The 21,549-nt window shown below is 64.5% G+C and carries 21 protein-coding genes; 11 read left to right on the top strand and 10 right to left on the bottom strand.

Annotation, left to right across the window (positions count from 1 at the left end; genetic code table 11):
- Positions 1–168: 168 nt before the first annotated feature.
- Positions 169–915 (bottom strand): XRE family transcriptional regulator, encoded by a 747-nt coding sequence (locus AB0H22_RS00725; RefSeq protein ID WP_358144115.1) that lies wholly within the window; start codon positions 913–915, stop codon positions 169–171.
- A gap of 163 nt (positions 916–1,078) precedes the next feature.
- Here AB0H22_RS00725 and AB0H22_RS00720 point away from each other — a divergent pair, with 163 nt between their 5' ends.
- From AB0H22_RS00720 to AB0H22_RS00700, 5 genes are read left to right on the top strand one after another with little or no spacing between them, the layout of a single operon-like run.
- Entirely contained in the window at positions 1,079–1,936 is an 858-nt protein-coding gene (locus tag AB0H22_RS00720) for an ABC transporter ATP-binding protein (protein ID WP_358144112.1), read from the top strand.
- Positions 1,936–2,769 carry an NUDIX hydrolase gene (locus tag AB0H22_RS00715; RefSeq protein WP_358144110.1) on the top strand — a complete coding sequence of 278 codons (834 nt, stop codon included), beginning with the start codon at positions 1,936–1,938 and terminating at the stop codon, positions 2,767–2,769. Before AB0H22_RS00720 ends, AB0H22_RS00715 begins: the two co-directional genes overlap by 1 nt.
- On the top strand, positions 2,766–3,560 hold the full coding sequence (locus tag AB0H22_RS00710; RefSeq protein ID WP_358144107.1) for an enoyl-CoA hydratase: 795 nt from the start codon (positions 2,766–2,768) through the stop codon (positions 3,558–3,560). The genes AB0H22_RS00715 and AB0H22_RS00710 overlap by 4 nt, the downstream gene beginning before the upstream one ends.
- A gap of 21 nt (positions 3,561–3,581) precedes the next feature.
- Positions 3,582–4,547, top strand: a complete 966-nt coding sequence (locus AB0H22_RS00705; RefSeq protein ID WP_180748264.1) for a class I SAM-dependent methyltransferase — start codon at positions 3,582–3,584, stop codon at positions 4,545–4,547.
- 28 nt (positions 4,548–4,575) lie between these two features.
- A complete protein-coding gene (locus AB0H22_RS00700) occupies positions 4,576–5,769 on the top strand; it encodes a class I SAM-dependent methyltransferase (RefSeq protein ID WP_358144104.1) in 1,194 nt (397 codons plus the stop codon).
- On the opposite strand, the gene AB0H22_RS00695 is transcribed toward AB0H22_RS00700, so the two are convergent.
- Positions 5,723–7,018 (bottom strand): PQQ-binding-like beta-propeller repeat protein, encoded by a 1,296-nt coding sequence (locus AB0H22_RS00695; protein WP_358144102.1) that lies wholly within the window; start codon positions 7,016–7,018, stop codon positions 5,723–5,725. The two genes, AB0H22_RS00700 and AB0H22_RS00695, sit on opposite strands and share 47 nt — an antisense overlap.
- 114 nt (positions 7,019–7,132) lie before the next feature.
- On the opposite strand from AB0H22_RS00695, the gene AB0H22_RS00690 reads away from it, so the two are divergent.
- Positions 7,133–7,882, top strand: coding sequence for an acyltransferase (locus AB0H22_RS00690; RefSeq protein ID WP_180748261.1), 750 nt, complete (start codon positions 7,133–7,135; stop codon positions 7,880–7,882).
- On the opposite strand, the gene AB0H22_RS00685 is transcribed toward AB0H22_RS00690, so the two are convergent.
- From AB0H22_RS00685 to AB0H22_RS00675, 3 genes are read right to left on the bottom strand one after another with little or no spacing between them, the layout of a single operon-like run.
- Positions 7,866–8,312 (bottom strand): nitroreductase family deazaflavin-dependent oxidoreductase, encoded by a 447-nt coding sequence (locus AB0H22_RS00685; RefSeq protein WP_180748260.1) that lies wholly within the window; start codon positions 8,310–8,312, stop codon positions 7,866–7,868. The two genes, AB0H22_RS00690 and AB0H22_RS00685, sit on opposite strands and share 17 nt — an antisense overlap.
- A gap of 33 nt (positions 8,313–8,345) precedes the next feature.
- On the bottom strand, positions 8,346–8,882 hold the full coding sequence (locus AB0H22_RS00680) for an SRPBCC family protein (RefSeq protein WP_180748259.1): 537 nt from the start codon (positions 8,880–8,882) through the stop codon (positions 8,346–8,348).
- Complete coding sequence (locus tag AB0H22_RS00675) at positions 8,879–9,217, bottom strand: metalloregulator ArsR/SmtB family transcription factor (protein ID WP_358144098.1); 339 nt, start codon at positions 9,215–9,217, stop codon at positions 8,879–8,881. The genes AB0H22_RS00680 and AB0H22_RS00675 overlap by 4 nt, the downstream gene beginning before the upstream one ends.
- 140 nt (positions 9,218–9,357) lie before the next feature.
- On the opposite strand from AB0H22_RS00675, the gene AB0H22_RS00670 reads away from it, so the two are divergent.
- Together AB0H22_RS00670 and AB0H22_RS00665 are read left to right on the top strand one after the other, a co-directional pair.
- The gene (locus AB0H22_RS00670) at positions 9,358–10,194 is read left to right on the top strand and encodes a metal-dependent hydrolase (RefSeq protein ID WP_180748257.1); all 837 of its coding nucleotides are present in this window, start codon (positions 9,358–9,360) and stop codon (positions 10,192–10,194) included.
- A 70-nt stretch (positions 10,195–10,264) separates the two neighbouring features.
- A complete protein-coding gene (locus AB0H22_RS00665) occupies positions 10,265–11,101 on the top strand; it encodes a metal-dependent hydrolase (RefSeq protein WP_358144096.1) in 837 nt (278 codons plus the stop codon).
- A 3-nt stretch (positions 11,102–11,104) separates the two neighbouring features.
- On the opposite strand, the gene AB0H22_RS00660 is transcribed toward AB0H22_RS00665, so the two are convergent.
- On the bottom strand, positions 11,105–11,716 hold the full coding sequence (locus AB0H22_RS00660; RefSeq protein ID WP_358144093.1) for a TetR/AcrR family transcriptional regulator: 612 nt from the start codon (positions 11,714–11,716) through the stop codon (positions 11,105–11,107).
- 90 nt (positions 11,717–11,806) lie between these two features.
- Between AB0H22_RS00660 and AB0H22_RS00655 the strand changes: the two genes are divergently transcribed.
- Complete coding sequence (locus AB0H22_RS00655) at positions 11,807–12,283, top strand: hypothetical protein (protein WP_358144091.1); 477 nt, start codon at positions 11,807–11,809, stop codon at positions 12,281–12,283.
- A 43-nt stretch (positions 12,284–12,326) separates the two neighbouring features.
- On the opposite strand, the gene car is transcribed toward AB0H22_RS00655, so the two are convergent.
- Genes car through AB0H22_RS00635 form a run of 4 tightly spaced genes read right to left on the bottom strand, consistent with a single transcriptional unit; the run spans position 12,327 to position 19,493 of the window.
- Positions 12,327–15,836 carry a carboxylic acid reductase gene (car, locus tag AB0H22_RS00650; protein WP_358145968.1) on the bottom strand — a complete coding sequence of 1,170 codons (3,510 nt, stop codon included), beginning with the start codon at positions 15,834–15,836 and terminating at the stop codon, positions 12,327–12,329.
- Between the two features lie 12 nt (positions 15,837–15,848).
- Positions 15,849–17,093, bottom strand: a complete 1,245-nt coding sequence (locus tag AB0H22_RS00645; protein WP_180748253.1) for a glycosyltransferase family 4 protein — start codon at positions 17,091–17,093, stop codon at positions 15,849–15,851.
- Between the two features lie 28 nt (positions 17,094–17,121).
- Positions 17,122–18,645, bottom strand: a complete 1,524-nt coding sequence (locus tag AB0H22_RS00640) for a glycoside hydrolase family 57 protein (protein WP_219602731.1) — start codon at positions 18,643–18,645, stop codon at positions 17,122–17,124.
- A gap of 26 nt (positions 18,646–18,671) precedes the next feature.
- Positions 18,672–19,493 (bottom strand): class I SAM-dependent methyltransferase, encoded by an 822-nt coding sequence (locus AB0H22_RS00635; protein ID WP_180748251.1) that lies wholly within the window; start codon positions 19,491–19,493, stop codon positions 18,672–18,674.
- A 260-nt stretch (positions 19,494–19,753) separates the two neighbouring features.
- Here AB0H22_RS00635 and AB0H22_RS00630 point away from each other — a divergent pair, with 260 nt between their 5' ends.
- Positions 19,754–20,545, top strand: a complete 792-nt coding sequence (locus AB0H22_RS00630; RefSeq protein WP_180748250.1) for an electron transfer flavoprotein subunit beta/FixA family protein — start codon at positions 19,754–19,756, stop codon at positions 20,543–20,545.
- Positions 20,546–20,578: 33 nt separating this feature from the next.
- A complete protein-coding gene (locus tag AB0H22_RS00625) occupies positions 20,579–21,535 on the top strand; it encodes an electron transfer flavoprotein subunit alpha/FixB family protein (RefSeq protein ID WP_180748249.1) in 957 nt (318 codons plus the stop codon).
- The last annotated feature ends 14 nt before the right edge of the window (positions 21,536–21,549 follow it).

Here is a 21,549-nt window from a genome sequence, read left to right as displayed (position 1 = left end):
TCAATATAGCCACGCTAAGTAACTAGACGTTGGGGACTAGGGCAGAATCTGTCAACTGCACACGTCGATCCGGAACGGCTGCCGAGTCGGGTGGACCCCGTTCAGGGCCTTGGGTCGATCGGCTCCTGCCTGCGCCTGCGAGTTTTCATCCGATCCCGTCGGATCACCTCAGGACGTAGTCGCCTGATTGTGTCGGTCAAGGGACTCGGCTTCCGCCAGTAGCTGTTCCCGAACGGTCTCGGGCAGGTGGAGCAGCTTGGTCGTCAGCTCGGCCGCCACTGTGTCCTGGGCGAGTTCGAGCGCGGTCAAATCTACGTCGATCTCGTCCGCGTAGCCACTATCGGTGAAGTAACGGACATCGATGCGAAAGGCGTGCGCGATACTCTCCAGCGCTTGGAGGGAAGGTCGCCCTCGCTGCCCGTTCCGCAACTGTGAAAGATACGGTGCCGAGACCACGGCGCCCCCGGTTCGCATGAACACGAGAAATTCGCTGTTTGAAAACGGTCCGCGACCGGGACTGTGGAGGACCGCGAACACCCGGTTAAGTCTGGTGACGAATTCCTCTTGTGCTCGCGCATCCCTGAAGGGATAGAGGGTGCCGCGGTTGCTCTCAGCCGATGAATCGAGTTTTGATGTGCTGGTATCTGCCATCTTCTCGAATCCATTGATTCGCCGATTCGCATCGATCAGGCTTCCGAGGGCCGTGGTGTCGCGGCGCAGCTGGGAGTGGAAGGCGTCGACTCGGCGACGCCACACCTTGAGGTCATCCCATACCCATGACCGATTCTCGCCGTGAGCTGCGCGTTGCTGTATCCGATTCGCTTCGGCATCGAGCTGTGCGATGAGTCGATGGTTGGCAATCCCGATATTGTGCACCGTGTCGAGGTAGGGATCGGGATCAAGATCGTTTGTCATGTCGTTGCCTAGAATCCCTTCCGAGCTTGCTGACGTACGGATGAGGATACGCGATGAGGTTCCGGATGCTTCGCTAGGACGGCCTGCGGGATGGCTCCCGCTCGCCGCTCCAAGTTGACTCCCGCCGCCCGCCTCCCGCGCCTGATGCGGCACGATAGGCCGGGTGGTCGATGAACGCTTGCGTGAAGAGCATGAGTCAGAAATTGATCCGGACCTTCTGCTCGATTTCCGCGATGTACTGCTGCGCCGCAATCGCAAGGTGTTGGTAGGTCCGGTCACCTGGTCCGTAGAGCTCGACGAACGGTGGGTAATCGTTGGCCCCAACGGAGCCGGGAAGACGTCATTGCTGCGGATGGCTGCCGCCATGGAGCACCCCACCTCTGGTAGCGCCGCCATTCTCGGCGAGCGGTTGGGCCGCGTCGATGTATCGGAACTCAAGGCAAGGATTGGCCTCAGCTCTGCGGCGCTTGCGCAGCGGATACCCGATAACGAGGTGGTCCGCGACCTGGTGGTCTCGGCCGGGTACGCGGTGCTGGGCCGTTGGCGCGAGGAGTATGAAGACGTCGACACCGCGCGCGCGGTGGACATGCTCGAAACTCTCGGCGCCGAGCACCTGGCCGAACGCACCTACGGAACGCTGTCCGAAGGTGAGCGCAAGCGGGTGCTCATCGCCCGTGCCCTGATGACCGACCCCGAACTGCTGCTGCTGGACGAGCCGGCTGCAGGACTGGACCTGGGCGGGCGCGAGGAACTTGTCGCGCGGCTGGGTGAGCTCGCCGCCGACCCGGACGCGCCCGCGATGGTTCTGGTGACACACCATGTGGAGGAGATCCCACCCGGTTTCAGCCACGCGTTGTTGCTGTCCGAGGGGGAGGTTGTCGCTCAAGGTCTACTCGCGGACGTGATGACCAGTGCGAACCTGTCCCGCGCGTTCGGCCTGTCGATCGTGGTTGAGATGATCGACGGGCGCTATTTCGCGCGACGTGCCCGGCCCCGAGCCGCACATTCCAGGAGGCAGTGATGACCCCATCCCAAAAGGATTCAGCACGGCCCAAACCCGCTGCCACCGTCGTTCTCATTCGGGACGGCGACATCGGTGTCGAGGCGTTTCTGATGCGGCGCGATAACGCCATGGCCTTCGCCGGAGGGATGACCGTGTTCCCGGGCGGTGGTGTGGACTCCCGCGACCTGCGTGCCGATCTGCCGTGGGTGGGCCCCGATGTCGACTGGTGGGCAGAGCAATTCGGCGTGACACCGGAGCTGGCGTCGGCCCTGGTGTGCGCCGCCGCTCGCGAGACCTTCGAGGAGTGCGGTGTGCTCTTCGCCGGCACCTCGGATACCGAGATCGTGGGGGATGCGGCGGTCTATCGCCAGGCCCGCAATGACCTGTCGGACAAGACGCTGTCCTTCGGTGAGTTCCTGCAACGCGAGGGGCTGCTCTTGCGGGCGGATCTGCTGCGGCCGTGGGCCAACTGGATCACCCCGGAGGCCGAGCCCCGGCGGTATGACACCTTCTTCTTCGTCGCCGCACTGCCCGCGGGGCAGGACGCCGATGGCGACACCACCGAGGCGGTCGCCTCGGGGTGGCAGACCCCCGAGGCCGCCATTTCGGCTTTCACCGAGCGAAGGAGCTTCCTGCTTCCTCCCACCTGGTCCCAGCTCGACGCCGTATCCACGTCCGGTGTGACGGTTGCGGAGGTGCTGGCCGTAGGGCGGGAAATCGCACCGATCATGCCGGTCCTGAAGGAGGAGGACGGACGGTGGTTCGTCCTGTTCGACGATATGGACCGCTATGAAGCCGCACGTCAGGGCGCGATGGAAATCCCCGAGATCACCGGTCCGGAGCTGGCATGACCGAGCCCGAGTTCGTCTCAGTGCGCACGGCGCCCGAGCATCCCGGCATTGGCACGATCGCGCTGTCGCGACCGCCTACCAACACCTTCACCCGACAGATGTACCGCGAACTCGCGCAGGCTGCTGCGGAGGCGAACGCCCGCGAGGACATCAGAGTCGTCATCGTCTACGGCGGGCACGAGATCTTTTGCACCGGAGATGATTTGGCTGAGCTTTCGGAGTTGACCGGTGAGGAGATGGCGCGGAGTGCCGGCGACCGCCAGGCCGCGATCACCGCGGTGGCAGAGCTGGCCAAACCCACGGTGGCGGCAATCACGGGATACGCGTTGGGCAGTGGTCTGGAGCTGGCATTGGCCGCCGACTGGCGGATCGCTGGAGACAACGCCAAGGTGGGCTCGCCGGAGATTCTGGTCGGCATGATCCCCGGCGGCGGCGGAACCGCGCGGCTGGCACGGGTCGTCGGACTGAGCCGGGCCAAGGAGATGGTGTTCAGCGGCCGCTTCGTCGACGCCAAGGAGGCCCTGCGGATGGGGCTGCTGGATCAGATGGTGCCGCCCGACGATGTCTATACCGAGGCCGCGGCCTGGGCTCGGCGCTTCGTCGACGGGCCGCCCCGGGCGCTCGCCGCCGCCAAAGAGGCCATCGACCACGGCTTCGACAGCCCACTGGCCGTGGGTTTGGGCAGGGAACGTGAGCTGTTTTGCCAGGTGTTCGCCACACAGGACCGCGTGGACGGGGTGGCCGCTCAGCTGGAGATCGGCCCAGGGACGGGCCGGTTCAGGGGAGCCTAACCAGGCGTTAGGCTGACGGCCATGACGGAGATTTCCGAGCCGACGACCAAGGCCACCGCCGAGCAGGTCGCTGCCGCCTTCGAGGACAACAAGCTCGCCCAGATCCTGTACCACGACTGGGAAGCAGAGACCTACGACGAGAAGTGGTCGATCTCCTACGACCAGCGCTGCATCGACTACGCCCGCGGCCGGTTCGACGCCATCGTTCCCGCCGAGGACCAGCGTGAGCTGCCCTATGACCGTGCCCTCGAGCTGGGTTGTGGCACCGGCTTCTTCCTGCTGAACCTGATGCAGTCGGGTGTCGCGCGCAGTGGTTCGGTCACGGACCTGTCTCCGGGCATGGTCAAGGTCGCAACCCGCACCGGCAAAGAACTCGGACTGGACGTCGACGGCCGGGTCGCCGATGCCGAGCGGATTCCCTACGACGACAACACCTTCGATTTGGTGGTGGGCCATGCGGTGCTGCACCACATTCCCGATGTCGAGCTGTCCCTGCGTGAGGTGCTGCGGGTGCTCAAGCCGGGTGGACGGTTCATCTTCGCCGGCGAGCCCACCACCGTAGGGAATCTGTACGCCCGCGCGCTCGCGAATCTGACGTGGAAGGCCACGGTTCAGGCGATGAAGCTGCCCGGATTGGAGAGCTGGCGGCGTCCGCAAGAGGAACTCGACGAGAACTCGCGTGCTGCGGCTCTGGAATGGGTTGTTGACCTGCACACCTTTGATCCGGCCGACCTGGAGAAGATGGCCGCCAATGCTGGCGCCGTCGCGGTGCGGACCGCCAGTGAGGAATTCACCGCCGCCATGCTGGGGTGGCCGGTGCGCACATTCGAATCGACGGTGCCGCCGGGCAAGTTGGGCTGGGGCTGGGCGAAATTCGCGTTCGGCGGTTGGAAGGCGCTCAGCTGGGTGGACGAGAACGTGTGGCGTCACGTGGTGCCGAAAGGCTGGTACTACAACGTGATGATCACCGGGCTCAAGGCTTCTTAGCTCCCGATAACTTTCTTCGGTAACCGGAGTGTTCGAGCTCGCCGACGTCTCCTATCTGTCGTCCGAGGCAGGCAGGACGGCGCTGGTACGAGCGTCCGCTTACACGTTCTCGGCGGGCACCCTGGTTGCCGATACCGCGGCGCTGCGCACCGAATTCGGGGACCGCGCCGCGATCCTGGCGCAGACGGTGCAGCTGCGCCGTAAGGCAGTGATCAAGCTCGGCGATGTACAGGACTGGCTGTTCACCGATGACGCGGTGCAACAGGCGACTCCGGCCGCGGTGGCGCGGCACCGGGCTGCCCGGCTTACCGGCTTGGTGGTTCACGACGTCACCTGTTCGGTGGGGACCGAGCTGGCCGCCCTCGACGGTATCGCCGCCTCCGTCATCGGCAGCGATATCGATCCAGTGCGAACGGCGATGGCGCGCCACAACATTGGACAGCGGGTGCTGATCTGCAGGGCCGATGCGCTGGCACCGTCCAGCCGCGCCGAGGTGGTGATCGCTGATCCGGGTCGCCGGTCCGGCGGGAGGAGACGGTTCGATCCGTCTGCGTACACACCGCCTCTGGATGCGGTGCTGCGGACCTACGCCGATCGCGATCTGGTCGTTAAATGTGCTCCAGGGTTGGACTTCGCCGAACTGCGCGAGCAGACCGGGTTCGACGGCGAGATCGAGGTGGTGTCACTCGACGGCGGCGTCCGTGAGGCATGTTTGTGGTCAGCAGGATTGGCGCGTGCACGCCGGAGCGCCACGGTGCTCTCGACGACCGCCGACAACTACCAGCTGACCGATGCCGACCCCGACGACTGCGTGGTCGCCGAGGCGGGGGAGTGGATCGTCGACCCCGACGGTGCGGTCGTGCGGGCAGGCCTGGTGCGCCAATACGCGGCGCGATATGGATTGTGGCAGCTGGATCACCGCATCGCGTACCTGTCGGGGGATTCCGTACCCGTCGGCGTGCAGGGGTATCGCGTGCTGGATTCGCTGTCCTACAACGAGAAACGGTTGCGTCAGGCGCTCGCCGCCCGCGATTGTGGTGCTGTGGAGATCACCGTGCGAGGGGTGGATATCGACCCGGCGCTGCTGCGTACCAGGCTGAAGTTGCGCGGCAGCGTGGCGCTATCGGTCGTCATCACTCGGATAGGTAGTAGTGCAAGGGCTTTCGTCTGCGCTGCTAGGTCCCCGGGCGGAACCCGTACACCATGCCCTCGCTCAGAGTGACTATCACGCGCCGATCGGGTCCGATCGAGATCCCGGCAGGGAAGCCCGCGGCATCGGGTAGCGGGTAGCGATTGATGGTGGCTCCGTCCGGGGTGTTGAACACCACTAGGGCCAGCCCCTTGTCTCCGTCTCGCACGACGGCGTAGCCCACGTTTCCGGCGGCCTGGCTCGACGTCGAGAGCGGAACGAGATCATCTCGGCGCCAGGCGATCTCACCCGCGTTACCGGAGTCTTTGATCCCCACCAGGGTGGCCTTGTCGCCGGTTCCGGCGATGATGGTCCCGTCCGGCGCGACCGACGGCGGCGTGGTGGCATTGAATCCCAACGGCACCGACCATTTCTGGCTGCCGTCGAACGTGTGCATCGCGTGGAGCGAACCCTTGCGGTCGTTGATGTAGACGGTCTCCCCGTCATGAGACATCACAGGGGAGCCGATCACACCCTCGTCGATGATCCTGTTGGCCCACTTGTGTTTCAGTGTGATCTTGCCGTCGGCGTCGTAGGTGATTCCCAGCAGCACCGGCACCGGTTTGCCCGGCTGCCAGAGGGTGGTGACGATGGTGCCGGTCGCCGGGTCATAGGCCGGGGAGGCCGATACCGGGCATTTGGGCCGCGCCGCTTCGCAATCGTCCAGACCGCGTCGTGGATCGGCCGGGTCGATCCCGTCGAGCAGGTCCATCGGGGTGCCCACGACCTCGCCGCGCTGGGCGTCGAAGATCACTATCTGACCGAGGTGCGTGACGATCAGGAGCCGTCCGGGCTCGACGATCTTGGGCGTGGTGGGGGCACCGATGACGGGCTTACGCCAGCGGATCCACTGGGTGGGTGGAAACGACACCAACGCACCGGGCTGGCCGATATAGAGGTTGTTGTATCCGTCGGCGAGCGGTCCGGACCACGGACTTCCGGTGACCATGCGGGTACACCAGCGCTGCCGCGCGGCCCTGTTGTTCTCCCACCCCATGAGCGTGCAGCCGGACGGGGTGTCGGCGCTGACCGCGACGAAGTTGTCGATACCGATTGCCGCGGCGCTGCGTATCTGGCCCTTGGTGTTCCGGCTCCACTCCAGGGTCAGCTCGCGCGCCCCTTCGGTGGACGTGTAGCTGCTGTTGTGTGCATCGGCGTAGCTGGCGGACCAGCCGGGTGCGGCCTTGATATTGATCCACGAATCGTCGCCGGAGCAGGCCGTCGGCAGAAGCGTGAATACCGCGACCGCCAAGGTCGCGAGCAGTCGTGCCCTGGAAAGCACGGTGAGGCACTCCTTTAGTCAACCCGAACGTGGTGTGCGCGCCCCACGAAGGCGGTGGTGCGCTCATCGCAGGGTAGTCGGTCGGCATTCGGTGGTCCCGTAGGCTGTGCGGCCATGACGACGATGTGGGGCGCTCCCCTGCACAAGAGGTGGCGCGGCCAGCGCCTCGGGGATCCGGCACAGGCCAAGTTCCTGACCATGGCTTCGCTGCGATGGGTGATCGCCAACAAGGCCTATACGCCGTGGTACCTGGTGCGGTACTGGCGGCTCCTCAAGTTCAAGCTCTCCAACCCGCACATCGTCACGCGCGGCATGCTGTTCCTCGGCAAGAACGTCGAGATCCACTGCACACCCGAGTTGGCGCGGATGGAGATCGGCAGGTGGGTGCATATCGGCGACGGGAACTCGTTGCGCGCCCATGAAGGCTCCCTGCGCCTCGGCGACAAGGTGGTTTTCGGCAAGGATAATGTCGTCAACGCGTACATCGACATCGAGTTCGGCGACTCCGCGCTCATGGCGGACTGGTGCTACGTCTGCGATTTCGACCACATCATGGATGACATCACTGTGCCGATCAAGGACCAGGGGATCATCAAGACCCCGGTACGGATCGGGCCGGACACCTGGATCGCTACCAAGGTGACGATTCTGCGGGACACGATCATCGGGCGCGGATGCGTGCTGGGCGCCCATGCCGTGGTCAAGGGCGTGATCCCGGACTATTCGATTGCCGTCGGAGCGCCGGCCAGGGTCGTCAAGAACCGGAAGGTGGCCTGGGACGCCTCGGCCGCGCAGCGGGCACAGCTCGCCGAGGCGTTGGCCGATATCGAGCGGAAGAAGGCGGCCGCTAGCTCGTCGGAGTGAGCGTGAACAGTGGGAAGACCCGGTCTGTGCGCGTCGTGTACTCGGCATAGGGTGGGAACGCTGCCACGGCGCGTTCCCACCACGCCGCACGCTCGGCCTCGTCGGTGATCTCGTCGGCGCGGACGACCTCGACGTTTTCGCCGTCGCGCAGGTCGATCAAGGGATTGGCCCGCAGGTTCGCGACCCAGGCCGGATTCTTCGGCGCACCGCCGATCGATCCGACCGCCAGGTACACGCCCTCGTGCTCGACGCGCATGAGCGGGGCCTTGCGGATCTGTCCCGATTTCGCGCCGACGGTGTACAGCACCACGACGGGGATGCCGTCGAACGTGGTGCCCTCGGCTCCGCCGCTGGATTCGTAGATCTCGATCTGCTCATCGACCCATTGCGGGTTGGCGGCGATGTACTCGGAGGTGAATTGGTTGCTCACCGTGGCTGCAACACACGCGGCGGGCGCCCTATTTCAGCCCATGTCGCGCAGCAGGTCTTCGATGCGGTTGTAACTGACCTGCATGCCACCCTCCATGCCGGAGTTGATGTGCCCGTCGCGATGTTCCTTGGAGCTGTGCTCCACCAGAACCCGCATGGTGGTCACGCCGTCAACCTCGTCGAGGGTGGTGGAGGTGAGGGCCGCGGCATCCGGCATGCCCTCGAAGACCTCGGTGTTGACCAGCCGATGCGGTGCATCGATCTCCCGGTACTCACCGTGGAATCCGACTTCCATATCTGGCGCGGATTCGCACGGTTGGCTGACCACGTACCGCCAGGTGCCGCCGATCCGTAGATCGATCTCGCACACCTGCCATTGAGCAGTCTCGAATCCCCACCAGCGCTTGACCAGATCCGGTTCGGTGAGCGTTCGGAAGACCAGTGCGGCGGGCGCATCGAATGACCGCGTGATGAGAATTGCGGTGTCCGAAGGCAATTCGACGGTGGCGCTGCCGTACCGATTCGTCGACGATGAGCCGCTTGCGCGAAGAGCGTTGGGGTCGGAGGTCATTCCATATCCTCTTTCTTGAGTTCGGTGAGTAGGTCGTCGAGCCGGTCCAGGCGCTCGTTCCAGGTGTGTTCGAACGCGGCGACCCACTCGTGGACGGGCCGCAAGGCCTCGCCGTTGACGCGGTAGAGGCGGTGTCGCCCGTGCGAGCGCACCCGCACCAGATCGACGGCGCGGAGCACCCCAAGGTGCTTGGACACCTGTGGTTGGCCCATCCGGGTTCGATCCACCAGGTCGTTCACCGTGACCTCGCCGGTGCCGATGGCGCTGAGGAGGTCACGGCGGCTCGCCTCCGCGATCGCGTTGAACGCGTCAGCCGTCGTCGGGGTGCGAGCCATGGCGCTAACATATACCGATATGGGAATGTGTCAACCGTGGATCATCGGGATACCCGCGAATTGCGGTACCCTGAGCTGCGTTGGCTTCGTCAGTCGGAGCGAGTCGAAATCAGTCATTGCGGGGTAGTGGGAAGCTGAGTATGGACAGGCCGATCAAGACCCGCCGTATCAAGTTCCGCTACCAACCCGGTTCGCTGGATCGTCACTTCGTACAGGGTGACCTGGTGTCAAGTCACATGATGGCTATGCTGTCGGCAGTCTTCCCGGAGGGTGAGGAGTTCTTCATCCGGTCGGTCCGGCGCTACTCCGATCAGATCACCGATCCCGAACTCAAGCGGCAGGTGTCCGGGTTCATCGGCCAGGAGATGACACACGGGCGTGAGCATCGCGAGCTCAACGAGCGTCTGCAGGAGATGGGATATCCCACTGCGTTCGTGGAGCGGCTCGCTCGCCGGATATTCAACTTTCAGACCCGGAACTACCCGCCGATCTACACGTTGGCCGTGACGGCCGCGCTGGAGCACTACACCGCGGTGCTGGCCGAGACGCTGCTGACCGATCAGCGCGCTCTGGACATGCTCGGCGAGGGCGAGGTGCGTTCCATGCTCCTGTGGCACGCCTTCGAGGAAGCCGAGCACCGCTCCGTCACCTTCGACGTTTACCGGGCGGTCGGTGGCAGCGAGCGGCTGCGTATCTGGGTGATGCGCCGCACCACCCTCGCCTTCATCTACACGACGTTCTTCGAGACGGTGATCTCGCTGCTTCGTGACAAGGCCGCCTACAACCCGATTCGATTGGCGAAAAGCATTGCGGCATTGCGGCATTTGCCTTTCCTGAGCCGTGAGGTGCGGCGCCGGATCGGTGAGTACAACCGCCCGGGATTCCACCCCAATGACTCCGACAACACCGAACTCATCGATAAATGGCATGCCGAGCTATTCGGTGAGAACGGTCACCTGACCGGCCACCTGCATTAGAGGCGCGATCTGCGCGCACTGGCACACTTGGGGATACTAGTGCGCAGATGTGTAGCGGGGTGAGGTGATCATGGAACGGGAAATCAAGACACGGCGGATCAAGTTTCGCTATCCGGACGGTTCTCTGCGGCGTCACTATGTCCAAGGTGACTTGGGGATGAGTCACATGGTGGCGGTGCTGTCAGCAGCCTTCCCAGAGGGGGAAGCTTTTATGATCCGCTCGGTGCGGGCGGTCGCCGATCAGATCACCGATCCGGAGCTCAAGAAGCAGGTGGCCGGGTTCATCGGCCAGGAAGCCACCCACAGCCGCGAACACCGCGAGCTCAACGAGCGTCTGCAGGAGATGGGCTATCCGACCGCGTTGATCGATCGAGTGATACGTAGGACGCTGGAAGCGCGTACCCGCTACCTCTCGCCGTTGTACTGCCTGGCAATGACCGCGGCGCTGGAGCATTACACCGCGATCCTGGCCGAGACACTGTTGAGCGATCAGCGTGCCCTGGACATGCTCGGCGAGGGTGAGGTGCGTTCCATGCTGCTGTGGCATGCGCTGGAGGAATCCGAGCACCGCGCGGTCGCCTTCGATGTGTACAAGGCTGTCGGCGGCACCCATCGGATGCGGGTTCTCGTGATGTGGTTCACCACACTTGCATTTCTTGCGTCCGCCGGGTGTGCGACGTACATGTCACTGTTTCGCGACCGAGACTTCTACAATCCCAAGATCCACTATCGGAGTGCCGTCCGATTTTTCGGCGCCCCCTTCTTCTCTCGATCGGTCTTTCGGCGACTACTGTCTTACAACCGCAAGGACTTTCACCCCAATGAGGTTGACAACACGGAGCTCATTGCGAGGTGGAATGCCGAGTTGTTCGGTGAGCACGGGCAGATTGCCGACCGTTTGCATTGATCCTCAGCCCGTCAGGTAGCGGGTCAGCATGCTGACCAGCTCGTCCTCGAACGGAGCCGGGTCGATGGGTCGCGGGCCTGCCACCAGGCGGTGTACCAATGATTCGATGGTCGCCACCACCATCCTTGCCGCTGTGGATGTTTCGATTACCCGGACATCGGGATGTGCCGCCAGAATTGCCTCGGCCGCAGCGACGACGGCATCCTCGGACCGGTGCAGCAGCGCAAGAAACTCGGGTGGTCGCGGCGCCTCTTCAAACAGCACCCTATGCAGCCTCGGGTTGTCGCGATGGTTGTCGATGGCCGCTCTGACAAAGATCCGAAGCATACCTTCGATCGAATCCGGTAGTCCCGCAGTGAGATGCCGTTGAATGAGCGCAAACCCATCCTCGGTGTGGGAGGTCATGAGCTCGACGAGGATGGAGTCCTTGTTGGGGAAGTACTGATACAGCGAGCCGATGGAAATTTCGGCCCGTTCCGCGATCCGGTTGGTGGTGCCGGCCGCATATCCGAAGTCGGCGAAAACGTGAGCAGCGGCATCCAGGATGCGCTGCCGGGTGGCCCCGGCGCGATCCTGTCGTGGCTGCTTGCGGGGCTGTAGTCGGGGGCCGGGCACGGTGTCGTCATCTCCTTCAAATGCGAGTACCACAAATGCGAGTAATTACTCATAATAGTGGCTGAGCTGCTGTAATGAAAGGAGACGCCGATGAAGACGGTGTATCTGGAGACCGAACTGCCCACCGACGCCGACCGGGTGTGGGGCGCGATGCAATATGCCGGAACCTTCCTGTACCTGTGCCGTGGCATATTCGGCATTCCGGCGCTCTCGGGGCGTACCGAGCCCATGCGGATAGGCGAGCGCGGATCCGCTTGGTTATGGGGTCTGCATCTGATCCCGTTGTACCGGCACACGATTCACGTGGTGGAGGTCGACGAGGAGAGTCGAACCGTACGGACCAACGAAGGCGGGGGAATCCTGCGTACCTGGAATCACACTCTGCACGTGGAACCGATAGGTGATCGTCGCTGCCGGTATAGCGATCGGATCGATATCGACGCCGGCTTCCTCACACCCGTGGCCGCCGAGGCGGCCGCGGCGATATTCCGGTATCGGCAACGACGTTGGCACAAGCTCGTCGACAAGCACCTGCTGCCGGAGGGGCCTGCGTACACCCGGGGATAGTGCTGTGTCACAACCACTCCCGATGTCATCCGGCCGATCGGGATCAGAGCAGCCCGTGTGCGCGTAGGTCCGATATGTACTTGGCGATGAGCGCGCGATCGATCTGTGGAATGTCGGCGCTCTCGCCTCCGATGTTGTGGTCCTGCACGGCCTTCCGAAACACATCGGTGGGCGCGGCGGCGCCGCGGCGCGGGTGGCCCGGCGCCCGGTAGGCATCAAGGAGTGGAAGCACCGAGGCACGTCGTTGTTCGTCCGACAGGCTTCGCAACGCCGTCTCGAATCGCGACAGCCATTCGTCGTAGTCGTCGATGATGTCGATGGAATGACCATCTTCGACCAGCCAGTCGACAAAGGTATCCACCGAGATGCCGTCATCGTGCGGGTTCATGACGTCGTAGGAGCGGAAGCCCTCGATGGTGGCCAGCCCCAAGGTGGTGATGGCCTCGGCGACGAAATCGACTGGCAGTCCCTCGTAATGGGCTCGCGGTCGGGAGCCGCCGCCATCGCCCTGGTAGAAGCTGCGCGGGGCGATACCGGTGAGGACCAGGCTCAGCAGCATGCGGGTGAAGGCGTCGGTGACATTGAGCTGACCGCTGTATCGGCGGTGGGTGAGGATCATGTCGGAGCGGAAGACGGCGGCAGGCAGGCCGCACAGATCATGTGCCTCCCGTAGCAGCACCTCGCCGGCCCACTTGCTGTTGGCGTAACCGTTGGCGTAGCCCGCGCCGACGGGCCGGATGGGGCTCACCGTGCGGATGTCCCCGTCCTCGTCGAAATCAGGCACCGTCATGGCGACCGCCATCGTCGACAGGTACGTCACCGGTTTCATCCGGGTGGTCAACGCCAAGCGGATGACCTCCGCTGTGCCAAAGACATTGGGACCGAACAACTGGTTGTAAGGAAGCACATGATTTACCAGTGCGGCGGGATGGACGATCTTGTCGACTTCCCGAGCCAGCTGCTCCCAGGTCGCGTCATCTAGGCCGAGACGGGGCTGGGCAATATCGGCAGCGATCACCCGTAGGTGTCTCTGCGCCAACGCGCGAAACTCGCTGAGCAGTGCCGGATCCGTGTCGCCGTACGCGGCCTCGAGCCGTGCCAGGGCGTCGGCGTCACTCTCGCCACGGACCAGACAGATCAGCTGCCCATCGGACTGCGCCAGCCGCTGCAGCCACTCCAGACAGAGGAACCGTCCGAGATATCCGTTGGCGCCGGTGAGCAACACGGTGCTGACCACGCACGCGGGCTTATCCAATTCTGAAGCGTTGCTGAGTATTTCGGAGTCGATGAACTTGTCCAGGGTGAGGTCGGCGGCGCTGACGACCGAGGCGTCCGGCCCATGCACACCGGCGGCGGTGGCGGTGTTGTTTTCGCGCTCCGTCTCGATGTAATCGGCAAGGGTCCGCAGATCGGCGGCGGGACCGGTAATCACGCCAACCGGCACCTCGACGTCAAAGAGATCGCGCAGCAGGTTGGAAAAGGTCAATGCCGACAGCGAGTCTCCACCGAGATCGATGAAGTGGTTGTCGGGGCGCACGGCATCCCCGGACATGCCGAGCAGTGCCCGAGCGGCCTCGGTGACGGTTTCGATGATGGGGCGCTGTTGTGCGGTATCCCGCAGCTGCCGCAGCTCTTCGACGCGGGCCTCGGCGAGGTCGACGTAGAGCTGTTCAAGCCGATCCCCGTAATGCTCGATCATCTTGGGGCGTATGGGCTTACCGACGGCCGCAAGCATGCCGCTTTCGATGGTGAACGGCGTGGTCTCGATGATGAAGTCGGCCGGGAGTTCGTACGAGTGTAGGTGGTTGGCGCGAGCGGTCCGCCGCAGCGATTCCCGGATCGTGTTTTTGAGGTCGACGGGGTCGGGGTGTCCGCGCAACGCCTCCTCGGTGGGCACGACGACCGCCAGCAGGTAGGCGCGTTCACTGTTGCCGTAGACGAAGATCTGGCGGACCAGCGGTGCGCCGACGTACACCGTCTCCAGGTTGGCCACTGCAACGAACTCACCCTGGGCAAGCTTGATGACGTTGTTGCGCCTATCCACGTACACCAGCTCGTCGGGAGCGATCTCCGCCATGACATCGCCGGTCCGGTAATAGCCGTCGGCGTCGAAAACCTCGGCCGTGACATCGGGACGTTTGTAATACCCGGGCGTTGCGGTGGCACTCTTGACGAGCAATTCGCCACGCGGATGCGGCTTGTCGGTGGTGTAGTACCCGAGTTCGGGTACATCGACGAGCTTGTAGTCGAGCACCGGTGGACGAGAGATCTTGCCATCCCGGAACACGCCGCCCACCTCGGTCAAGCCATATAGATCGAGCAGATGGAAGTGGAGTGCGGATTCCAGGAAGGATTTCATTTCGGGGGACAGTGGCGCCGTGGCGAGCATGCCCGCGACCACGCGTCCGCCCAGAACATCTTCGCGCAGTTCGGTTTTCGCACTACGATCGGCCGACTCGGGGTCGGCTCCGTCGGCAATGAACGAATCCATGCGCGTTTGGTAGTGCTGGAAAAGCATGTCGACCACCCGCGGGACCACGCCCGTGTACGTGGGGCGCACCAGCTGCCAGTCCTCGAAGAGGGTGGACAGATCGCTCTCGGGAACGAAGTAACAGGTGCCACCGGGTATGAAGGCGGTCAGCAGTCCGACACGGCCCGCGAGGTGGTTGAGCGGCAGGAAGTTGACGTTGATGATCGGGGTGTCCCGGTTCGGTGCCGCACCCGAGGACCAGAATCGGGTCACCGTCCACTCCGTGAACATTGCGCCCTTGGGGGCGCCGGTGCTGCCCGAGGTGTACATGATCAGCGCGGTGCGCTGGTCGTCGCCGTCGGTGTATAGTGCTGGTTCGGGCAGTTGCCGCCCCTTTGCGATGACGTCCGCGAGCGGCTCGACGGTGACTTCTGTACCGGCCGCGCGTAGACGATCCCTTGCTGCGGCGAGCTTCTCGCGGTGATCGTCAGTATCGGGGCGGTAGTCGAATACCACCACCCGCCGCAAATCCGGTGACCCCAGCGCGGCCTCCACCGCGAGTTCCAGGCAATCGGCGCTCGCTGCCACCAACCGCGGGTTTGTCTCCTCCAGCATCATGCGCAGCTGCGCCAAAGATGTGTTGTGTTGCAATGGAATCGACACACACCCATTCATCAGGGCGGCGAGGTCGAGGGTGACATAGTCGGGGCTGGAGAAGCCGATGGTGGCGACGAAGTCACCGGCGCCAATGGCATTGGGGCCGTGCTGCCACTCCGCGAGAATGGCCGAGATATCGTCGAGAAGCTGCCCGTAGCTGATGGTCTGGAAGGCGGGCAGCAGGCGGTCGACCGTACGGCCGGTCGTGGGGTCGACGACCGATTCGCGGGACCGGAACCCCATCACGGGCCGGTCGGCGTAACCGGTGAGCAGGGCGTGGAGCACCTGGGACAACCGCAGGCCGGGCACCAGCAGGGAGTCCATGACATTCGGATCGGGCGTGGCCGCCCGGAATTGAGGGTCGGACTCAAACAGTGTTGCCGCCCGGGCCGCCGCGTCGGTCTCGCAAGCGGGGGGTGTATTGATGGTCACGTGCCTCTACCGGTCCGGCAGCGGGCGCTCGACGATGACGCTGCGGCCCAATGGTTCCCGTTCGCGGCGTTTGGCGGCCAAGTACACCTGAGCCGTTTCGTCGGCCACTGTGGCCCAGTCGAAGTCCGCGGTGAGCCGAGCCCGTGCCGCTACGGCCCGTTCGGCGGCGGCGGTCGGATCGTCGAGGGTGCGTTTGACCGCATCCGCGATGCCTGCCACATCGCGTGGGGTGAAGGACAATCCGGTCTCGCCGTCGATGACGGCCTCACCGAGCCCGCCGACGGTTGAGGTCACCAGGGGAGTACCCGCGGCCGCGGCCTCCAGCGCCACGATGCCGAACGGCTCGTAGTGGCTGGGCAGCAGGATGGCGTCGGCGCGATGCAGCCATTGCAATAGTCCCTCGTGGTCCAGGTTGCCCAGGAACTGAACGGACTTGACGACCTTGTGCTTGCGCGCCTGTTCGAGGAGCCAATCCTGTTGCGTGCCATCACCTGCGACCGTCAACACCGTCCCCGGGTGCGAGCGGCGAATCTTGGGCAGCGCCGCGATGGCGTCGTGGATACCCTTCTCGTATTCGAGCCGTCCCACAAAAAGCAGTACGGGAGGAGACCCGTCGGAGGCTAGCCGCGGTGCGAATACCCAACGGGTGACATCGATTCCATTGCGGATGACATGGACCTGCGGTAGCTCGGGCCCGAACAGTTCGGTCACTTCGTCCAGCATCGATGCCGAGCAGGTGATCAGCGAGTCCGATTCGCGGGCCAGCCACCATTCCACCGAATGCACCTGCCTGCTGATGCGTCCCGACACCCAGCCGCTATGCCGGCCCGCCTCGGTGGCGTGCAGCGTCGACACCAGCGGTACATCGAAATGCTCGGCAAGGGTGATTGCCGGGTGGGCGACCAGCCAGTCGTGGGCGTGCACCACATCGGGGTGCCAATCGCCAGATCCCTTGAGAGCCAAGGCTAAACCCGCCCGCACCATCGCATGGCCCATGGCCAAGGTCCAGGCCATCATGTCGGTGCCGAAATCGAAGTCATGCGGGTCTTCGGCGGCCGCGACAACCCGCACGCCCTCGTAAACCTCATCGGTGGTCGGGTGGCTGGCGGGGTCCGTGCCGGAGGGGCGCCGGGTGAGCACCACGACGTCGTGGCCTGCTGCGGCCAGCTCAGTGGACAGGTGGTGCACATGCCGGCCGAGCCCACCGATCACCACCGGTGGGTACTCCCAGGAGACCATCAGGATTCTCATAGATGAGCCTCTCGGGCGAAGACCGTGTTCATCGGGGCAGCCTCCTGGCATCGAGTGCGCCGAACAGCCCGTCAGCACGATTCCACCCGTCCGCCAGGCGGATTGCGGCGTCCTGTCTTCCGCTGGCGAGCGCCGCAGAGATCTCGCGGGTGGCGTGCGCATGGAGATGAGCACGGTAGCGCGCGTAATCGGCGGCCGAATCCTTGCTGACCATGAAGGGCCAGTCGCTCGATACGGTCAGCAGGGCTTCACGCAGGATCTGATCGGCCACCCGATTGCGGGTATGCGGCGCGGGCTGCTCGTGCAGGGCCTTGTCGACCGCAGCGAGGGCGGTGTCGACCACCTCGGTGTTCAGCTGCACGAGGTCGGCCACCTTCTCGCCATTCCAGACATGCCAATCCTTACCGGAACCCCATGAACTGGCAGGCAAGTCGATGGGCTTGCCCACGTACCCCTGTGCGCGGGCCTGTTCCAGGGTGCCCACCTGGACACCTGCCTCGGGCAATGCCCGCAGCACCCGCTCGAGCCAGGCCGGCCCCTCGTACCACCAGTGCCCGTACAACTCGGTGTCGAAGGCGGCGATGACATGCGCGGGTCGGCCGATCCGATCGGACTCTGAGATGAGGCGCTGGCGCACGGTGTCCACGAAATCGCGGACATGGACGTCGATCGCGGCGTCGGCGCGCTCTGGCTCGTATGGCGCCTTGGCTTCCGAGGCCACGTTGCGTCCGGTGACCCGGGCGGGTTTGAGGCCGGTGTCGTGGTCGTAGGTGTGGAAATCGCGGTAGGCGGCGTTACCCGGATACCCCGACTTCGGCGACCACACGCGGTAGCTCACCGCCAGGTCGCGGCCAAAGGCCACCACATCGGTGTCGCCCACCGGCCGACCCAGTGAGGTGTCGCCCTGCAGGGACGGTCCGTCGACCATGAAATGGTTGACCCCGGCCGCTGCGTAGCCTTCCTCCATGCCTGGGGCATAGGCGCATTCGGGTGCCCAGATGCCGGTGGGTGCATGTCCGAAACGCTGTTCGGCGTCGGCAAGTCCCTCGCGCAACGCGAACTCGCGTAGCCGTGGGTTTAGCAGCGGCTGGAACGGATGTGCGAGCGGACCACCCAGCAGCTCAATGGCTTTTGCGTCTATCAGACTGCGCAGCGGACCGCTGCCGCCGTGGCGCCAGTACCCATCGAATTCATCGAGAGCGGCTGTGGCGCTGTGGTATTCGCGAATACCGAAGGCCCGTAACATTTCTGGGCTCGACGCGGTGCCCGGTTCGGCATCGGTTTTCGCGATGGTGGCGGCCTCGAAGGCACGCAGTTGCCAGTTGGCCAGCCAGCTGTACAGCCCGGTCAGGCAGTGTGGGTCGTCCAGCTGTGCGGCCACCACGGGGGTGATGCCAAGGGTGATCAGGTTCTCCCGGCCCTCGGCCGCCAGCGTCCGCAGCACCTTAAACAGTGGCAGATACGCGGCCGACCAGGATTGGTACAGCCATTCCTCGCCGACCGGCCAGCGTCCGTGATTGGCGAGCCACGGTAGGTGCGTATGCAGCACCATGGTGAATAGCCCAGGAACCTTTTCTGTCACGGAATCACCGCAATGGCAACCAGATCCAGACTCTGGTCGATGTCGCGTTCCCCCGCGTCGACTATCTCGAAATCTTCGGTGGTCAGTCCCGCGATATCCGCGAGCAGGTCCTGTGGCCAGGGTGCGTTGGCGACCGCACGCTCGATCTGCGCGTCGATGATCGAACCGCCGTACTTGACGTCGAGCTCGCGCAGCCGTGGTCCGTGAAAGACGCCATTCATCGACTGCACCGAAAACCCGGCCTCCACCAGGAGCTCGTCGAGCTCGGCGCCACTGAGCTCGCGGGTGTGGAACGGATTCAGCGGGGTGTCGCGGCCGGGGGAGAAGGTGATCCGATTCGGCGTGCTGATCAGTAGAGAGCCGCCGGGGCTGAGGACACGCGCGCACTCGGAGAGGAACTGGCCCTGATCCCAGAGGTGCTCGATCACCTGGAAGTTCACCACCACGTCCACCGAACCCGCGGCCAGCGGCAGGTCTGCCAGGTTTCCGGCGCGCATGTCCACGCGGGGGTACCGGGCCTTCACGTGCGCGATCGCGGACTCGTCATAGTCCAGCCCGATCACGTGCTCAGCCACCTGGGCCAGCATGTCCGCGCCATAACCCTCGCCGCTGCCCGCCTCCAATACCTTGCGCCCCGCGCAGAGGCTGCTGAGCCGCTCGTACACCACCTCATGACGGCGGAACCAGTAGTTCTCTTCGGCGATGCCGGGCACGGTCCGCTCGCCGGTGAGCGCCAAGGCTGCATCGGCATCATCGGCCGATGCGCCGCTTGCGCGAAGTGGATCAGCCGGGTGCGGGTCGGTCAGGTGCGAGTTCATCGTTTGGCAGGCTATCGGGTGAACGCCGTGTCTTAATACTGGTGGCCCAGATCACAGGCCGGAAACCAGGGGTGAACCGGCTATGGTGGACGGGCGAACTCCTTATATTACCCATGAGTAACATCATTGGCCGGGTTAGTCACGAAAAACGTGGCAATGCGACCGGCGCGGTATGGGGACGCAGGGAAGCACCTAGCACCAAAGCAGACAGCTGGTAAACAGCTGGACAGACAGCGAAGAGGAAGGACGATCGGAGACTTATGACGAATATCGCGGTCCTGATCAAGCAGGTCCCAGACACCTGGTCAGAGCGCAAGCTCACCGACGGTGACTTCACGCTCGACCGGGAAGCCGCCGACGCGGTGCTCGACGAAATCAACGAGCGTGCCGTCGAGGAAGCGCTGCTCATCAAGGAGCGCGAGGGCGGCGATTCGGTCGTGACCGTCGTCTCGGCCGGTCCCGAGAAGGCCTCCGAGGCCATCCGCAAGGCTCTGTCCATGGGCGCCGACAAGGCAGTTCACCTGCTCGACCCGGGTCTGCACGGATCCGACGCCATTCAGACCGGCTGGGCCTTGGCCCGCGCACTGGGCCAGGTCGAGGGCGTCGAGCTGGTCATCGCCGGTAACGAGGCCACTGACGGCCGTTCGGGCGCCATCCCCGCGATCATCGCCGAGTACCTGGGCCTGCCGCAGCTGACTCATCTGCGCAAGCTGACCGTCGAAGGCGGCGTCGTCAAGGGTGAGCGCGAGACCGACGAGGGCGTGTTCGAGGTCGAAGCCAACCTTCCGGCCATCGTGAGCGTCACCGAGAAGATCAACGAGCCCCGCTTCCCGTCCTTCAAGGGCATCATGGCCGCGAAGAAGAAGGAAGTCGCCGTGCTGACCCTCGCCGAGATCGGCGTGGATGCCGAAGAGGTGGGTGTCGCCAACGCCGGTACGACCGTGCTGTCCTCGACTCCCAAGGCTTCCAAGACCGCGGGCGAGAAGATCGCCGACGAGGGCGAAGGCGGCACCAAGGTCGCCGCGTTCCTGGTCGCTCAGAAGATCATCTAAGACCCTCTAATACAGAAACGAGAAAGCAAAGTTATGGCTGAAGTACTTGTGCTCGTTGAGCATTCAGAGGGTGCGCTGAAGAAGGTGAGCGCCGAGCTCATCACCGCCGCCCGCGTCCTGGGTGAGCCCTCTGCCGTGGTGGCCGGTCCTGCCGGTACCGCGGCGGCGCTCATCGACGGTCTCAAGGAGGCCGGTGCCGCGAAGATCTACGTCGCCGAGTCCGATGTGATCGACAGCTATCTGGTGACCCCGAAGGTCGACCTGCTGGCCTCGCTCGCCGAGACCGCCAGCCCCGCCGGCATCCTGATCGCCGCGACCACCGAGGGCAAGGAGGTGGCCGGACGCCTGGCCGCACGCCTGGGCTCGGGCCTGCTGACCGACGTCATCGAGGTTCGTGAGGGTGGCAAGGGTCTGCACTCGATCTTCGGTGGTGCGTTTACCGTCGAGGCGCAGGCCAATGGCGACGCGCCGGTCTTCACCGTGCGTCCGGGTGCCGTCGAGGCCGCGCCGGCCGCTGGTGCGGGCGAGCAGGTCACCGTTGAGGTGCCGGCTCCCGCCGAAAACGCCACCAAGGTCACCGCGCGTCACCCGATCGTCGGTGGCGACCGTCCGGAGCTCACCGAGGCCAACATCGTCGTGTCCGGCGGTCGTGGTGTCGGCAGCGCCGAGAAGTTCAGCGTCGTGGAGGCGCTCGCCGATTCGCTCGGTGCCGCCGTCGGCGCCTCGCGTGCCGCGGTCGACTCCGGGTACTACCCGGGCCAGTTCCAGGTGGGCCAGACGGGCAAGACCGTATCGCCGCAGCTGTACATCGCGCTGGGCATCTCGGGTGCCATCCAGCACCGCGCCGGTATGCAGACCTCGAAGACCATCGTTGCGGTCAACAAGGACGAGGAAGCCCCGATCTTCGAGATCGCCGACTTCGGTGTGGTGGGTGACCTGTTCAACGTCGCGCCGCAGCTGACGGAGGCCGTCAAGGCTCGCAAGGGCTAATCGGCCGAGCGGAG

Source organism: Mycobacterium sp. NPDC050853 (assembly GCF_040653875.1).
In the GTDB taxonomy this organism is placed as follows: Bacteria; Actinomycetota; Actinomycetes; order Mycobacteriales; family Mycobacteriaceae; genus Mycobacterium.
Note: the sequence above shows the minus strand (reverse complement) of the source record. Positions and strands in the feature narration are given on the sequence as shown.

Coding starts and splice junctions, on each gene's coding strand:
- AB0H22_RS00725 (WP_358144115.1), bottom strand. CDS start 915: ATGACAAACGATCTTGATCCCGATCCCTACCTCGACACGGTGCACAAT.
- AB0H22_RS00715 (WP_358144110.1), top strand. CDS start 1,936: ATGACCCCATCCCAAAAGGATTCAGCACGGCCCAAACCCGCTGCCACC.
- AB0H22_RS00710 (WP_358144107.1), top strand. CDS start 2,766: ATGACCGAGCCCGAGTTCGTCTCAGTGCGCACGGCGCCCGAGCATCCC.
- AB0H22_RS00705 (WP_180748264.1), top strand. CDS start 3,582: ATGACGGAGATTTCCGAGCCGACGACCAAGGCCACCGCCGAGCAGGTC.
- AB0H22_RS00690 (WP_180748261.1), top strand. CDS start 7,133: ATGACGACGATGTGGGGCGCTCCCCTGCACAAGAGGTGGCGCGGCCAG.
- AB0H22_RS00680 (WP_180748259.1), bottom strand. CDS start 8,882: ATGACCTCCGACCCCAACGCTCTTCGCGCAAGCGGCTCATCGTCGACG.
- AB0H22_RS00675 (WP_358144098.1), bottom strand. CDS start 9,217: ATGGCTCGCACCCCGACGACGGCTGACGCGTTCAACGCGATCGCGGAG.
- AB0H22_RS00670 (WP_180748257.1), top strand. CDS start 9,358: ATGGACAGGCCGATCAAGACCCGCCGTATCAAGTTCCGCTACCAACCC.
- AB0H22_RS00665 (WP_358144096.1), top strand. CDS start 10,265: ATGGAACGGGAAATCAAGACACGGCGGATCAAGTTTCGCTATCCGGAC.
- AB0H22_RS00655 (WP_358144091.1), top strand. CDS start 11,807: ATGAAGACGGTGTATCTGGAGACCGAACTGCCCACCGACGCCGACCGG.
- AB0H22_RS00645 (WP_180748253.1), bottom strand. CDS start 17,093: ATGAGAATCCTGATGGTCTCCTGGGAGTACCCACCGGTGGTGATCGGT.
- AB0H22_RS00640 (WP_219602731.1), bottom strand. CDS start 18,645: ATGGTGCTGCATACGCACCTACCGTGGCTCGCCAATCACGGACGCTGG.
- AB0H22_RS00635 (WP_180748251.1), bottom strand. CDS start 19,493: ATGAACTCGCACCTGACCGACCCGCACCCGGCTGATCCACTTCGCGCA.
- AB0H22_RS00630 (WP_180748250.1), top strand. CDS start 19,754: ATGACGAATATCGCGGTCCTGATCAAGCAGGTCCCAGACACCTGGTCA.
- AB0H22_RS00625 (WP_180748249.1), top strand. CDS start 20,579: ATGGCTGAAGTACTTGTGCTCGTTGAGCATTCAGAGGGTGCGCTGAAG.